Here is a 14,435-nt window from a genome sequence, read left to right as displayed (position 1 = left end):
ATGATATGAAAGTCAAGGCCAAGTAAACAAAGCAGCATGTATTTCAGAAAGGACGTTTTCTGGAATACATGCTACATATCTGCCTAATATGATATTGCGCCTACAATGGGGATGGCGGAGTTCCGTGAATGTGTGGAGGAGCAGGCTGTAAGAATGGTATTTGACCCATTGCCTGTGGCTCACTAATATATTCAAATTCAGCTTGTCCATCCATGCTTTTACCGGAAGCCCACCGACCTTGCCTGCTTTCTTCTCCTTTAGAGAAGTTCATAAAGGCGTAAGAAACTTCTTGTTTTTCGTATTGTTGATTAAAGGTGGCTGGGACAATTGGTTTTTGTTTCTGCTCTAGCTCTTCAATCGCAGCCATCCATTGATTTTGATGCATCGTATCACGTGCGATTAGGAAGGAGAGCATATCTCGTACACCGTTGTCATCTGTCATTTCGTAAAGCCGAACCACTTGCAAACGCCCCTGTGATTCTGCATTTAAATTCGCCCGAAAGTCAGCAAGAAGATTCCCGCTTGCGATGGTATATCGAGAGGTCCAAGGATAACCTTCACTATCATCCGGTCTTGCTCCAAGGCCGGATACAATAGCGTGCTGTGGGTTCATTCCCCCCATTACAGCACCTATAATTGGATCTTTAGCCGCGTTTTCCTGATCCTCTACAGGGGCATTATCCAATAATTGGGCAATCATCGTTGCTAGCATTTCCACATGTGCTATTTCCTCCGTGCCAATGTCTAAAAGCATATCACGATATTTCTGTTCCCCTCTACAATTCAGCCCTGAAATAAATACTGCATCATGACGGAAATTTCGCCAAATTGCCCACCTAAAACCTCCTGTAGCTTCTTGGCGTAGACAGGATCTGGGCGGTCCGGCTTTGCGTTATATTGCAGTTCTTTAATATGATAAAACATTTAAATCACTCCCTAGATATATGTATAGGGTTAGTATGTTCTCTTTCAAAAGGGATATTCTCTAAACTTCCTTGTACAAATCATGATGGGAAAATAATTTATAAAAAGTAAGGGAGACATACTATATTTGCCCAGTTCTTTCATAGAATGGTTAAGAATAAATAGCATAAATATGAGAAAGGATTGGTTTGATGTTTTACCACATCAAAGAGATGCAATACAATGCAAAACCAAGCTGTCCAGATCCCCAATATGCCAAGAAGCTTCAAGAAATACTTGGAGGTCAATTCGGTGAGATATCGGTTATGATGCAATACTTATTCCAAGGGTGGAACTGCCGTGGAGAGGAAAAATATAGGGATATGCTATTAGATATTGGAACTGAAGAGATGGCCCATGTCGAAATGTTAGCAACAATGATTGCTAGATTACTTGATGGTGCCCCTGCTTCAGCTCAAGAAGAAGCAGCTAAAGATCCAATCCTAGAAGCGGCAATGGGAGGAATGAACCCACAGCATATTATTGTGTCAGGTCTTGGGGCAACACCAACCGATAGTGTTGGTTATCCCTGGAACTCCCGTTATACCATAGCAAGTGGAAATTTACTTGCCGATTTCCGTGCCAACTTGAATGCAGAATCACAAGGACGACTCCAAGCAGTACGCTTATATGAACTCGCAGATGACCCAGGCGTGAAGGATATGCTATCCTTCCTCATCGCCCGCGATACGATGCACCAAAACCAATGGTTAGCTGCAATCGCAGAATTAGAAGCCCAAGATGGAAAAGTAGTTCCAGTCACCTTCCCACGCAACCTGGAGAAACGAGAATTCGCCTACAAATTTATGAACTTCTCAAGAGGAGAAGCAAGCAAATTTGGACGTTGGGCTAGCGGCCCAAGTATGGACGGTTGCAGCACCTTCCAATACGTCGCACAACCAGAACCCCACGGCGGCTTAGTAGGCCAGCAACTAGCCCCACTATCCATCCACGACACAATCCCAGGACCAAAGCCAAATATTTGCTAGCGAAGAAATACACTCGCAACCTTAAATGGTGCGAGTGTATTTTTGTGGGAGTAGTGTGTGGGGGGGGGCGCGCGGGGAGTCCGGGAAATCGCGCGGGAGGTGCGGGAAATCGCGCGGGGAGTGGGGAAAAACGCGCGAGGAGTCCGAGAAATCGCGCGAGAACCGCCGAGTCGCGCGAAAAACCCAAGAGGCCGCGCGAAAAAGCCAGAGGGTCGCGCGAAATTCCCGAGATCTCGCGCGAAAACCCCTGCCCACCGCGCGACTTTAACCCCAACCTCCCAATTTCCTCCCATCTCCCCCCTTAAAATACTTCATCCCCCTAAATCACATAAAATAAGCATTCCACCACTCAAACTCTCTTCCCATTAACTATTAAATTAATAAAGACTTAACATTTATTCTGAAGCAAATTTTTCCACTATTCTTGTATAATAGAATTAATTACATAAGAGAGTTGGGGAGAACAGATGAAACAAGTTGTACGTGAAAGGAATTTAGAGGGTAGCTTTAATTTTCGTGAGCTAGGTGGCTATGAAACGGTGGATGGACGTTATGTTAAGTCGGGGAAGCTTTATCGTTCGGGGAATTTAAGTGCTGTAACAGAAGCTGGTATAGAGGTATTAAAGGAATTAGAAATTAGCGCCATTTTGGATTTGCGTGATGAGGACGAAATTAATAAGTATCCAGATCCAGACATTGCTGGCGTAACGTGGAATCATGTTCCGTTGATTAATAATGACAAGGTAGTAAGACAGCCGGGGGATCTTTCTCAATTTGAAAATAAGTTGCTTAACAGTAAGCCCGGGGAAATGCTAGTTAATTTGAACCGCCAGTTAGTATCCAATACTACTGGACTTCGCCAAGTCATCCAACTATTACTAGATAATCGTGGAGAACCGCTCCTGTTCCATTGCATGGCTGGGAAAGATAGAACAGGAGTAGTAGCTGCGACAATCTTAAGCTTACTAGGCGTTCCTCGTGAAATAATCATAGAAGACTACTTATTGACAAATAAGGCACAGAGTGAAATTGAAGCAGGATTCGAAGCGATCGGTCACACCATGCCAGACGTTATCGATAAAGAAACGGTTAAGGCTATATTTGAAGCAAGGTTGGAATATATCCAAGAATTCTTCAAAGAAATAGAAGCACAGTATGGAACAGTAGATTCTTACCTAGTAAACGGCATTGGATTAAAAGATGAAGAAATAACGTTATTAAGAGATTATTATTTAGAATAAGAAATAAGCGACAAGTTCCTTCCAACTATATATGGAGAATCAATACTAAAAAAGTCATTCTGCACCTACCTTGCTACCATCTAGCAAAACAGGTGCAGTTTTTCAATATTTCGAAGTTGTTTTTGGAATACTATGTTAGTATTAAAATAATGTAGAGGTAGGGAATGAGTTAATACAGTCAATCAAACAAAGCACGAGGAGAGGATTAATTTGATCGCGTTACTGGACAAGGTATTCCAAGTATCAGCCACCATACTGCTTTTATGTTCTATCTATTATTATGGAAGTTCAAGAAAATGAAGCGGGAGAGAAAATTGACTTTCTCTGAACTATCCATATATATCATCACGCAAATTGCATTCTTCCTTTGTGCAGCGAGCTACCTTCTTCTGGTATTTAGTAAGTAACGTCTTGGCAGTACGCATTTCGATTGAAGTTCTCAGAAAAAATAACTCATTTAGGTGTTGAAATTATGTTTGGAATTATGCTTCGAGGCATGGCAGTAGGGATTACAGAAACAGTTCCTGGAATAAGCGGTAGTACGGTCGCTATGATTTTAGGAATATATGAGCGTCTGATTTATTCGTTAAGCATGTTAACAACGAATCGAAGAAAAGAGGTATTACCTTTTCTCGTTATGTTCGGCGTTGGGATGATTATCGGATTTGCCTTTTCTATCATTCTGCTTAACTACTTATTAAAAAACCATCGTACACCGACGCTTCTATTTTTTGGTGGAGTTATTGTAGGATTTTTACCTTATCTTTGGAAAGAAACACTCCAACACCACAAGACGAAGCTTAAAGCAAAGCATTACATAATCATTCTCTTCTTTCTTGGCATGGTGGTATGCGGGCAATTATTAGGGGAGATGACCAACATCGATTTAAATCATCTGTCGTTTGTTGATTACATATTCTTTGTCCTTGTAGGTTTTATTGCTAGTACAGCTCTTGTACTCCCAGGAATAAGTGGTGCGTTAATTCTCACTATATTTGGTGTATATGAAATTGCAACAAACTCCCTATTCTCGCTAAATATGCCAGTAATCTTAACAATTGGTTCAGGTATCGTGTTAGGGGTACTACTGACGAGTAGACTCATTCGCTATTTATTAACACATTACAAGGTCGAAACCTATGCAGCGATGATTGGACTAGTAAGTGGTTCAATTTATGCTATTATAATGAATCTGGATGGTGTAGTGGATCAATCAACCATCATACTATCTGTTATAACGTTTCTTGCGGGTATCACCTTGTTAAATTTATTGCAGAAAACCCAGGATTAATAGGCGGGCAACCTGATGATTTTTTGAAATCCTGAAAGGTGGCACTCAAATCCTGAAAAAGGTGCCCCAAATCCTGAACCCCCCCCTCCAAATCCTGAAGAATATGTCAACTAGACGTTTTTGGGCAAAAATATGCGCCGCACATGGTCTCTCTCTTTATTTGGCTGGCTGCATAGTTTTAACTTGGCATTAGGAGAATCCATCAAAATAAAAACCCCATCACCAATTAAATGTGATGGGGTTAGTTTGTTTCGCCTAGTTCTATTTCATTAAACTATTTCGTTTTCCATAAGCAAAATAAATGATTATACCAATCAAGAACCATATTGCTGAAGCAACTAGCGTTTGATTCGATAGCTGCATCATTAAAAAGATGCATAGCACAAAGGATAAAATCGGAATCACCGGAAATAATGGAACCTTAAAGCCGCCGGTTGGGATAGTGTTATTTTTACGTAGGAATAACACCCCTATGGATACAATAGTAAAGGCTAACAACGTACCTAAATTCGCCATCTCCGCTAGCTTAGACAATGGAATAAATCCTGCACAAAATGCTACCAAAATAGCAAAAATCCACGTGCTAAAAACCGGTGTGTTGTGGGCGTTTAGTTTACTCATGCTTCTTGGTAATAGCTGATCACGCCCAAGTGCAAATAGAAGTCTTGTCCCACCGTAGAGCAGTACAAGAATAACGGTAATCATCCCCGCAATAGCCCCTAGTGAAATAAACCCAGCAACCCAATTTTGATTCACCAATCCCATTGCAAAACTAACTGGGTCACTAACATTCAACTCGGTATAAGATACCATGCCAGTCAATACGAGTGATACGGCAATATATAATCCTGTACAAACAAGTAAGGAGCCAATAATTCCAATCGGCATATTCTTCTGCGGATTTTTCACTTCTTCAGCAGCTGCTGATACCGCATCAAAGCCAAGATAGGCAAAGAATACTAATGCAGCACCAGAAAAGACACCATTCCAGCCATACGGCATAAACGGCTGCCAGTTCTCCGGACGAACGTAGAAAAATCCAACTACAATAAATAGTAAAATGACGAACACTTTGACAAATACCATTACTTTATTTAGACGAGCAGATTCCTTCATGCCATAGGTTAACAAGAAAGCCAAGGCTAGCACGATGATAATGGCAGGCAAATTAACATAAGTACCCTCCTGTGGCTGGAAAGGTCCAGTTAATGCTTGAGGAATCGTAATATGGAATCCCTCTAATAAGGAAACAAAGTATGCAGACCATCCAGTTGCAACAGAAGCTCCCGCAAGACCATATTCCAGTACAAGAGCCCAGGCTACAATCCAAGCAACAATCTCACCAAATACAGTATAGCTATACGTGTAGGCACTTCCTGTCACTGGTACAGAAGAAGCGAACTCGGAATAACACATCGCCGCAAAGGAGCACACAATAGCTGCAATAATAAAGGAATAAATAATAGCAGGACCAGAATGTAACGCAGCCACCGTACCAGGTAATATAAAAATACCCGTACCAATAATCGCCCCAACTCCTAGCATGATTAGATCAAATCCACCTAGTGTTCGCTTTAATTGAACGTCTTTGTTCTCTAGTAGATCATGGATATTTTTCTTTCTAAGCCTATTCACATTAAAACCTCTTTTTCATTAGTAATGAACAAAATAATAACTTATATTGTATTACATATAAGAAAGAGGTACAAACCTTTTTTTTAGGTGATAGGAAAGCATCAAAATCTCTCCCAACACTATAAGAAAAAACTAACAAATTCACTAAAGTGAATATGAGCTTTTCTAAGATTAGTACCCCTTTAAAATAGATATAACAGACATCGGGGAGTATACCGTTTTTATCTTCCCCAATAGGAGTGAATCAATGACTGATTTTGTCCTCTTGCAAAGACGTCAATCCGATTTGGCCCCCAGGAAACAGCTGCAGGAGCTGAATCTAGTGTCCCACCAAGGTCTTCCCAGTTTTCCCAGCGAGACCCATTCCATGATCGTTTGTATAGGCGATTACCAGTTCCACGAACGAATACATCTAATCGGTTAGCTCGGCGAGAGGAGACAGCTGGTGCACTAGTTAAGGTGCCGCCAAGGCTTTCCCAATTGCTCCATCTCGAACCGTCCCACCACTTATGGATTAAATCGTTATTCTGTCCTCTTGCAAAGACATCAATTCTGTTCGGTCCCCAGGAAACGGCTGCAGGCTCAGAGTTTAAATTGCCACCAAGATCCTCCCACTCTTCCCAACGAGACCCATTCCATGATCGTTTATATAGTCTATTTCCAGTACCGCGAACAAATACATCTAACTGATTCGCTCTTCTAGAGGAAGCTGCAGGTCCGCTCGTTAGTGTCCCACCAAGGCTTTCCCAATCGCTCCACCTCGAACCATCCCACCATTTATGATATAACGCATTATCTGTACCGCGAACAAATACATCAATCCGATTTGGCCCCCAAGAGACCGCACCAGGTGCACTAGTTAAGACCCCACCAAGGCTTTCCCAATCATTCCATCTCGAACCATCCCACCATTTATGATATAGTGCATTATCTGTACCACGGACAAACACATCTAATCGATTGGCTTGCCAGGAAGATACAGCAGGTGCAGAGGTAAGTGTTCCACCTAAGTCCTCCCAGCTAGACCATCCTTGCCCAGGACTAGGAGCACCACCAGCTAATTGATCTAACGTAATTTGGATGACTCTTCTCATTACCTGATCGGCAACATTTTGAGGCACATTAAATTGTCTAAATATCAGGTTAAACCAAGGTACCTGCCGTTGGAATTGATTATAGATTTGATTAGCATTTTGATTTGTGTTTGCTTGATTTACCGTATAGTTGACCATGAAGAAAAAGACGTAATCGACTACTTGACGATTCATTCCAGCATTTACTAGCTGGTTGTATAGCGTATTATGCTCTGTTCGAATCGTTTGTAAAATTTGTTGAACAGTAGGTTGTTGCCTCATCTCCGTATATAATGGCTGACCATAGTACTGTACTGGTACAAACTGTGGAAAATAATACTGATAATAAAACATTCGCATTCCTCCGCTTTTTAACTAGAATATGCAGCGGGTTCATAACCTGAGAGTTAAACATAAGCCCATTTCACACGATTGTAAAAACTGTAATGATGTTATCGTTTCGGACATACATTTAATTATCAATATCTTAGGACAAGTATTTTATAGTGGAAGGGTGAGGATCTCTCTTGGAGCTGTTAGAGCCTTTAGTGAAAATATTAATGATTAATTTAATTTTAAGTGGTGACAATGCAATTGTTATTGCAATGGCAAGTCGCAATTTAAGACAAGACTTAAAACAGAAGGCGATTGTCTGGGGAACTCTCGGGGCTGTTATATTTCGGATCGCATTTACGGTTATTGTCATGTATCTATTAAAGCTTCCCTTTATCCATTTAATAGGGGGCATTTTATTACTGTTTGTAGCTTATAAACTTCTTGTTGATAAAGAAGCGGAAGAGAATTCCGTGAAAGTGGGCAATTCCTTAAAGGAAGCCATCGTCATCATCATTTTTGCTGATGTATTAATGAGCTTAGATAATGTGTTAGGTATTGTAGCAGTTTCAGAGGGGAATATGATGCTGGTCATCGTCGGTATTATCTTGAGTATTCCAATTATGCTATTTGCTAGTCAATTTATATTACGAATGATGGAGCATTTCCCGATTGTTGTCTATTTTGGGGCGGGCTTACTTGCCTGGACTGCCGGAGAAATGATGCTAGAAGAGGAATTTATCAAACAACATGTTATCTCAGGAACTTCTATGGAACTGGCACTGCTCATTGGAATTATTATGGCGACCTTATCTATCGGTGGGTACCAAAGAAGATACCGGTAAACAGACTTAGTAAGGCAGGCTCTTTCACGCGTTGTGGTGGGGCCTGTTATTTTTAACAAACAAAACATGTAAAAAAACAGGAATTAGCATTTTTTTACAGAATACTAGTATATATAAGCAAATTGGACTAGTGAGAGGGGGGAGATAGAATGGCCTTTATAACATGTGGCGGTGCTCAAATTCATTATGAAAAATTTGAATCAACGAATCCTCGTGCTACACAGACCATTATATTCATTCACCCTACCGGATTAGACATGTATTGCTGGAACGAGATTATCCCGTTGTTCTTAGAAGACTATCAAGTGGTTCGGTACGATTTAAGAGGGCATGGAGACTCTACTGTAGGGGATGGTGATTTATCGATTTCCAGGCTAGCCGATGATATTCAATGCTTAGTGAATACATTACAGCTAGATACGTATCATGTTGTCGCACAAGGATTTGGTGATGTCAGTGCTATCGAATTTGCAGCAAGAGGCTTCTCTAGTTTGAAAACGTTAACACTACTTGCGGTTCCAGTTCATTTTCCAAGAGAACTTGGTAAAAAATTGTAGCCGAACGAAAGATGCAAGTAAAGGGCCATGAGACGATGCTGCATAAGGCCCAGCTGATTATCGATAAGTTTATGCTCTATCCTACACAGGAAAGGGAGGAGCGTATTCTTTGGGCATTTGAAAAAGTGACTCCACATGTTTATTTTAAGATTTTCGATGTTGAATCACTAAATCGTGCCCAACAGAATATCCAAAACGTGACGATTCCAATCTTAGTCTTATCCGGTTCAGATGATGAAACATTTCCACCAGAACTAAATTCTGCTATTCTAAATTTTAATACAAATGCAAGGTATTATACAGTGCCCTATTCATCCTTCTTAATCCAGATGGACCAGCCGAATCTCATGGCAGAGTGGAATGGGAAATTTATTATGAAGCATCAAAATAACGCAGTAAATCAAGAGATAGCTAGCTATGCTCAGACGCTATATGCAGAGATGTATCGAGAAATTAGAGAAAAGATGAAGGAGAAAACAGAAGCGACATTGCCTACACTACAAGTAAACATCATGAAAGGCTTAGACGTTTTCTTAAATGGCAAACGTTTAGTAGGTGGTTGGGGACAAAGAAAGGCAAAACAAATTCTCATGTATCTGATCATCCAGCAATCGGCAACACGAGATGAGCTATGTGACTTAGTATGGCCAGATGTTGATTTAAAAACTGCTCGTAGTCGTTTACGTGTTTCGATTCACTATTTAAACAAACTATTAAACCCAACGTCAGAACATCGAGCCAGCCATCTCGTCACACGAGTGGGAAACATTTATTTGACGCCGTTGACTTAGTGATTAATAACCACGCACCTGTTGGGGACGCATTATTATCACATGAGCAGGTAGAAGTAAACTTTTCTCCTAGCTCGACAGTAATTGGTGCAACAATTTTAAATGCAATTCTTTGCGAAGCGGTTAAATTAATGGCTGAGAATGGCTTTAAGCCTCCAGTATTCCTAAGTGGGAATATTGAAGGGGCCGATGCTCATAATCAGGAGTTAATTGATAAGTATCGTGATCGTGTGAAATTATAATAATAAGAAATAAGGAAACCGTAGAAGTTGAGTGCTTCTACGGTTTCTGTTTAGTTTGATACCATTATTTGGTTAATTTCCTTGATTTTACTTTCATCAAGTCCGAAGTCAAAACTTTCATTAATTCGTGCGCCAGTCCCAAAATGGACAAATTCTGGTTTAGTTGACTTGTAAAATGTCTCAAATGTATCCAATCTAAGTCCATGTCCAGTCATGATAGATAAATGAGTTTCACTTGCCATAGCCATCAATTCGTTTATTTGTTCCACAGCTTCAGGTGCTCTGTAATTTCCACCCGCCGTTAAGATAGTCGTAATCTGTTTATACTCAGCTAATTTCAACAAGGCCTCTTTTTAATCACGAGCAAAGTCAAATGCACGATGAATGGTCACATCTAACGAATCCGTTACTGCTAATAACTCGGTAAGTACATCGTCATCCATGGTATGGTCTTTCGTTAGTGCGCCAATCACAATCCCGTTAGCCCCAAGGCTCTTCACCATGTTGATATCTCTTTTCATTACTTCCACATCATTCTTATTATAAATAAATGATTGACTATGGGGTCTGATAATCACGTTAATTGGTATGTTTACGGATTCCACTGCTGCTTGGATTAAGCCATAGCTCGGTGTGATTCCCAATTCAGACATAGCAGGACTAAGTTCAATACGATCGGCCCCAAATTTTTCGGCATCTTTGACATCAGTAAGGTTTGTAGCGATGATTTCAAGCATGTTATTCACTCCTTAAGTCCACCATAATTGTTATTTTGGTTAAAGGCAAATGAATAGTGCCATGGGGAAAGGTACCTGGCATTTTTGGTAGTAAGTATTAATGCATTTGTGTATAATAATAACTTATACAAAATGATAATAATTAAGCATTTTACTTATACTACTACATGTACTATGATTAAGTTGTAGCAAAGATAATCCTAATTTTACTTTAAACCTCATGAATGCTGTATGGGTTCAGGAGGATTATATTTCACATATTTATAAAAAACAGGAGGGAAATCACTATGTGGATTGTAACTCGTTATATAGGCTTAGATATTACCATGTATGAATTTGAAACAGAAAAGGAAGCAAGAAAGGCTCTTAAAAATATAAAGGGTGGGTATAACATTCTTACTGAAGTCATGTGTGTGAATGGCGGATACCACGAGAAGAGAGTAGCATAGGAGTGCCACGGTGACAGGTACCTTGGCTCAAGGTAAGCCATAAGTACTTGTCCTGGACCACTTCACAACAAGCCTACTTTAACTGTCACTGCGTATCTCTAAATTGATCATACATAATCTCTCTATAATATTCCTCATAACCAACCATACCCAGTTCTTTTGTTTCACGGAGCTCTTTCTCCCTATCATAAGGAACACGTACAAAATTAATCGAATTCGCCCCATGCGACCCATCAACAATCATATAGGTAGCGTCCACAACATCTAAACCAACACTTCCAACATTGCATAGGATCCCAATATCATACGTTCTTAACCAGGTCAGGTGAATATCGCCATAAAACACCATATCTGGCGTGCGAGTAGAGTGGAGGGACTCGGTTTCTTCGCTATTCTGAAAAAGGGATAAACACTTTTCGGTAGGATGATACTCCGGTGCGATTCGTTCAAAAACGCTACGTGGCGATGCGTGAAAACAACGAGCTAGTTTGCCGTTTAATTCAAATTCGATATAAAATGGCAAGGAAGCCAGATAATCATAATCCTCATCAGTTAACCGGCTCTGTGTCCATTTAATCGCTTCATTATCAATCTCATCCCGGATAAACACATCCCAATTTCCGTAGATTACTTTATCACAATGCTCTCGAACTAGTTGAATACATTCCGAACCACGTGGCCCTTTTCCTACCAAGTCTCCTAGGCAATAGATTTGGTCTACTTTTCTCTTTTTGATATCATCAAGCACTGCTTTTAGTGCGGTTAGATTACCGTGAATATCAGAAATAATTGCAATCTTTGACATGTTTGTTTCCCCCTTTAGTAGAGTGCTTGGTTTTAGTTTATATTAATTTTTGGAAGATTTGAATAGGGAATGTTGTGGAGAGTTAGTCCTTCCACAGCGTATATATAATAAAAATAAAGAAAATTAAAATTATATTGAAAAAGATGTTGACATTGCTTTATTCGTTCCCTATAATTGTGAGAAATTATAATTAATTTTAAAAATTATAATATTATAAACATATAACTTTACAAGGAGAATGAAATGAAGATAGATAAAAGTTTATCCATTCCTTTATATCAACAAGTAAAGGATTATTTAGAAGAAAAGATAATAATCGGAGAATGGAGTCTTGGATATCAGCTACCATCGGAAAAGGAACTAGCTGTTAAGTTTGATGTAAGTAATATAACGGTAAAAAGAGCGATTCATGAATTGGTTAATGAAGGCGTATTGGAAAGACATAGTGGTAAAGGGACATTTGTTATAGAAAAGAAAGAGGCGAAGGACATTTCAACTCTAGTTTCCTTAAAAAATGAATCTTGGAGTGAAAATAAGCATTACCCTCATAAAACTATAAAATTCAAAAAAGAAGCAGTTGGGGACAAGGTTGGTAAGATATTCGGCATTAATTCACATGAGTTAGTTTACAATATTCAAAGATTAAAAGTAGAAGAGGACAAACCATTAGTAATTGAGCACTCCTTTATACCAGCATCATTATTTCAAGAGAACTTAGATTCAAAGGATTTTGAGGATGACTTAATTTATAACATTTTAGTCAAGAAGTATAGAATGAAACTGGACAAAGCTAGAATATTTTTCTCTACGATGATTGCGGGAGAATATGAACATGAGCTATTGAATGTACCGGTAGGTAAGCAATTATTTGTTATAGATCGACATACCGTAACTGAAGATAAAAGGATTATAGAATATTCCAGATTTATTTTAAAACAAGATCAATCAAAGTTCTTTTTGGAAATTCAAATTTAACTTTTATTTTTTAAACAGAATACTTGGAAATATAAACAATATAATATTATAACTTTATATTGTTATATATATTCAACATGATAAACAGACAGATTATGAAAAGACTTTAGAACAGGGAGAGGAGATTAGTTTAGTGGAAAAAGTATTTCAGTACATCGAAAGAAATTCCAAAGAGTATATCGACTGGTTAATTAAAGCTTGTAATCAGCCAAGTGTTTCTGCTCAAAACAGAGGTATGTTTGAAATGAAAGAGTTGGTAAAGAAATTTCTTTCAGAAATAGGAGCTGAAGTTATTGAGATAGAAACAGATGGTTATCCCATCATTTACGGAGAAATGAATGCTAATAAAGCAAGGACCATAACATTCTACAATCACTATGATGTTCAACCAGAAGATCCAATTGGTGAATGGATTAGCGATCCATTTCAAACTACGATTAGAGATGGCAAGATTTTTGCACGGGGAACTGCGGACAATAAAGGTAACTTGATTGCTCGGATTTGTGCTATTCATGCCTATCAGGAGGTTTATGGGGAGTTACCTGTCAATGTTAAGTTTATTTTTGAAGGAGAAGAGGAGGTTGGCAGTCCGCACTTAGAATTTTTTGCAAAAGAGCATCCTGAAAAACTACATACGGATGGCATTATCTGGGAAGGAGGTTCAAGAGATGTAAACGATAAACGTCTTCATGTTGGTTTAGGAGTAAAAGGTATTTGTTATGTAGAACTAATTTGCAAAGGGGCAAACCATGACTTACATTCTTCTGAAGCGGCTATTGTAGAAAATCCTGCTTGGAGATTGCTTTGGGCACTTAACACCATTAAAAACGAACAGGAAGAGATACTAATCGATGGGTTTTATGATGACATTGTCCCGTTGACACCAAAGGATAGAGAAATAATTAATACACTCAACTTTAATGAAGAGGAAACGAAGAAGACATATGGACTTGATAGTTTTCTTAATGGTGTTACTGGCTATGATTTAAAAGAACGATTAACTGCTGAGCCGACTTGCACCATTTGTGGAATAGAATCAGGTTATACGGCAGAGGGTTCCAAAACTGTTCTACCATCGATTGCAAAAGTAAAGCTAGATTTTAGACTTGTCCCTGGTCAAACACCTAAAAGAACAGCTCAGTTACTTAGAGAACATTTAGATAAATATGGCTATGAGGATATTGAAATTAAACAATCTCATGGTCTCGATCCATTTAACACAAACCCAGATAATTCTTTCGTAGAAACTGTACTTCAAAGTGTAAAAGAAGTTTATGCTGAACCACCTGTTATCCTCCGAAATCTTGCAGGCTCAAGTCCAATGAGCAAAATGCTAAAAAACACATTGATACCTGCTGTACAGATTGGGGTAGCCAATACACAATCTAGTTATCACGCACCAAATGAAAACATTTTTATAGATGATTATATACAAGGCATTAAAGTGACTGCTAATGTAATTCATAATTTAACTTAATTACACCACATTATTTCAGAATATTAAAAATT

At 39.1% G+C, this 14,435-nt stretch carries 12 protein-coding genes and 3 pseudogenes; 10 read left to right on the top strand and 5 right to left on the bottom strand.

The annotated features are described in order from the left end of the window. Positions 1 to 100 precede the first annotated feature (100 nt). Positions 101 to 924 (bottom strand): annotated as a pseudogene (locus AAIB49_RS07975) (manganese catalase). 191 nt (positions 925 to 1,115) lie between these two features. Between AAIB49_RS07975 and AAIB49_RS07970 the strand changes: the two are divergent. The 3 genes from AAIB49_RS07970 to AAIB49_RS07960 all read left to right on the top strand — a co-directional run bounded on the left by AAIB49_RS07970 (position 1,116) and on the right by AAIB49_RS07960 (position 4,484). After that, positions 1,116 to 1,952 (top strand): manganese catalase, encoded by an 837-nt coding sequence (locus tag AAIB49_RS07970; RefSeq protein ID WP_339212600.1) that lies wholly within the window; start codon positions 1,116 to 1,118, stop codon positions 1,950 to 1,952. A 467-nt stretch (positions 1,953 to 2,419) separates the two neighbouring features. Then, positions 2,420 to 3,193, top strand: a complete 774-nt coding sequence (locus tag AAIB49_RS07965) for a tyrosine-protein phosphatase (protein ID WP_343457727.1) — start codon at positions 2,420 to 2,422, stop codon at positions 3,191 to 3,193. Positions 3,194 to 3,665: 472 nt separating this feature from the next. After that, positions 3,666 to 4,484 (top strand): DUF368 domain-containing protein, encoded by an 819-nt coding sequence (locus AAIB49_RS07960; protein ID WP_339212605.1) that lies wholly within the window; start codon positions 3,666 to 3,668, stop codon positions 4,482 to 4,484. A gap of 261 nt (positions 4,485 to 4,745) precedes the next feature. Here AAIB49_RS07960 and AAIB49_RS07955 read toward each other — a convergent pair whose 3' ends face one another. Then, positions 4,746 to 6,119 carry an amino acid permease gene (locus AAIB49_RS07955; RefSeq protein ID WP_343457726.1) on the bottom strand — a complete coding sequence of 458 codons (1,374 nt, stop codon included), beginning with the start codon at positions 6,117 to 6,119 and terminating at the stop codon, positions 4,746 to 4,748. Between the two features lie 221 nt (positions 6,120 to 6,340). Further along, positions 6,341 to 7,546, bottom strand: a complete 1,206-nt coding sequence (locus AAIB49_RS07950) for a PLL family lectin (RefSeq protein ID WP_343457725.1) — start codon at positions 7,544 to 7,546, stop codon at positions 6,341 to 6,343. Positions 7,547 to 7,719: 173 nt separating this feature from the next. On the opposite strand from AAIB49_RS07950, the gene AAIB49_RS07945 reads away from it, so the two are divergent. From AAIB49_RS07945 to AAIB49_RS07930, 4 genes and pseudogenes are all read left to right on the top strand, one after another. Beyond that, on the top strand, positions 7,720 to 8,370 hold the full coding sequence (locus AAIB49_RS07945) for a TerC family protein (RefSeq protein ID WP_343457724.1): 651 nt from the start codon (positions 7,720 to 7,722) through the stop codon (positions 8,368 to 8,370). A gap of 149 nt (positions 8,371 to 8,519) precedes the next feature. After that, entirely contained in the window at positions 8,520 to 8,927 is a 408-nt protein-coding gene (locus tag AAIB49_RS07940) for an alpha/beta fold hydrolase (protein ID WP_339212615.1), read from the top strand. A gap of 35 nt (positions 8,928 to 8,962) precedes the next feature. Next, positions 8,963 to 9,718, top strand: a complete 756-nt coding sequence (locus tag AAIB49_RS07935; RefSeq protein WP_343457723.1) for an alpha/beta hydrolase — start codon at positions 8,963 to 8,965, stop codon at positions 9,716 to 9,718. Beyond that, positions 9,658 to 9,960, top strand: a pseudogene (locus tag AAIB49_RS07930) (phosphoheptose isomerase family protein); the annotation flags it as partial. The gene AAIB49_RS07935 and the pseudogene AAIB49_RS07930, both read left to right, overlap by 61 nt. A gap of 50 nt (positions 9,961 to 10,010) precedes the next feature. Here the strand turns inward: AAIB49_RS07930 and AAIB49_RS07925 are convergent. Continuing rightward, positions 10,011 to 10,697, bottom strand: a pseudogene (locus tag AAIB49_RS07925) (copper homeostasis protein CutC). Between the two features lie 287 nt (positions 10,698 to 10,984). Between AAIB49_RS07925 and AAIB49_RS07920 the strand changes: the two are divergent. Next, entirely contained in the window at positions 10,985 to 11,146 is a 162-nt protein-coding gene (locus tag AAIB49_RS07920) for a hypothetical protein (RefSeq protein ID WP_176481993.1), read from the top strand. A gap of 85 nt (positions 11,147 to 11,231) precedes the next feature. On the opposite strand, the gene AAIB49_RS07915 is transcribed toward AAIB49_RS07920, so the two are convergent. Continuing rightward, positions 11,232 to 11,951 carry a metallophosphoesterase family protein gene (locus AAIB49_RS07915; protein WP_339212622.1) on the bottom strand — a complete coding sequence of 240 codons (720 nt, stop codon included), beginning with the start codon at positions 11,949 to 11,951 and terminating at the stop codon, positions 11,232 to 11,234. A gap of 243 nt (positions 11,952 to 12,194) precedes the next feature. Here AAIB49_RS07915 and AAIB49_RS07910 point away from each other — a divergent pair, with 243 nt between their 5' ends. Both AAIB49_RS07910 and AAIB49_RS07905 read left to right on the top strand, forming a co-directional pair. After that, the gene (locus AAIB49_RS07910) at positions 12,195 to 12,926 is read left to right on the top strand and encodes a GntR family transcriptional regulator (RefSeq protein ID WP_339212624.1); all 732 of its coding nucleotides are present in this window, start codon (positions 12,195 to 12,197) and stop codon (positions 12,924 to 12,926) included. 133 nt (positions 12,927 to 13,059) lie between these two features. Then, entirely contained in the window at positions 13,060 to 14,403 is a 1,344-nt protein-coding gene (locus tag AAIB49_RS07905) for a M20 family metallopeptidase (protein ID WP_339212627.1), read from the top strand. The last annotated feature ends 32 nt before the right edge of the window (positions 14,404 to 14,435 follow it).

Source organism: Ornithinibacillus proteolyticus (genome assembly GCF_039581225.1).
In the GTDB taxonomy this organism is placed as follows: domain Bacteria; phylum Bacillota; class Bacilli; order Bacillales; family Amphibacillaceae; genus Ornithinibacillus; species Ornithinibacillus massiliensis.
The sequence above is the reverse complement of the archived record's forward strand: the minus strand, read 5'-3'. Positions and strand labels throughout refer to the sequence as shown.

Coding starts and splice junctions, on each gene's coding strand:
- AAIB49_RS07915 (WP_339212622.1), bottom strand. CDS start 11,951: ATGTCAAAGATTGCAATTATTTCTGATATTCACGGTAATCTAACCGCA.
- AAIB49_RS07950 (WP_343457725.1), bottom strand. CDS start 7,546: ATGTTTTATTATCAGTATTATTTTCCACAGTTTGTACCAGTACAGTAC.
- AAIB49_RS07965 (WP_343457727.1), top strand. CDS start 2,420: ATGAAACAAGTTGTACGTGAAAGGAATTTAGAGGGTAGCTTTAATTTT.
- AAIB49_RS07920 (WP_176481993.1), top strand. CDS start 10,985: ATGTGGATTGTAACTCGTTATATAGGCTTAGATATTACCATGTATGAA.
- AAIB49_RS07970 (WP_339212600.1), top strand. CDS start 1,116: ATGTTTTACCACATCAAAGAGATGCAATACAATGCAAAACCAAGCTGT.
- AAIB49_RS07935 (WP_343457723.1), top strand. CDS start 8,963: ATGCTGCATAAGGCCCAGCTGATTATCGATAAGTTTATGCTCTATCCT.
- AAIB49_RS07960 (WP_339212605.1), top strand. CDS start 3,666: ATGTTTGGAATTATGCTTCGAGGCATGGCAGTAGGGATTACAGAAACA.
- AAIB49_RS07910 (WP_339212624.1), top strand. CDS start 12,195: ATGAAGATAGATAAAAGTTTATCCATTCCTTTATATCAACAAGTAAAG.
- AAIB49_RS07940 (WP_339212615.1), top strand. CDS start 8,520: ATGGCCTTTATAACATGTGGCGGTGCTCAAATTCATTATGAAAAATTT.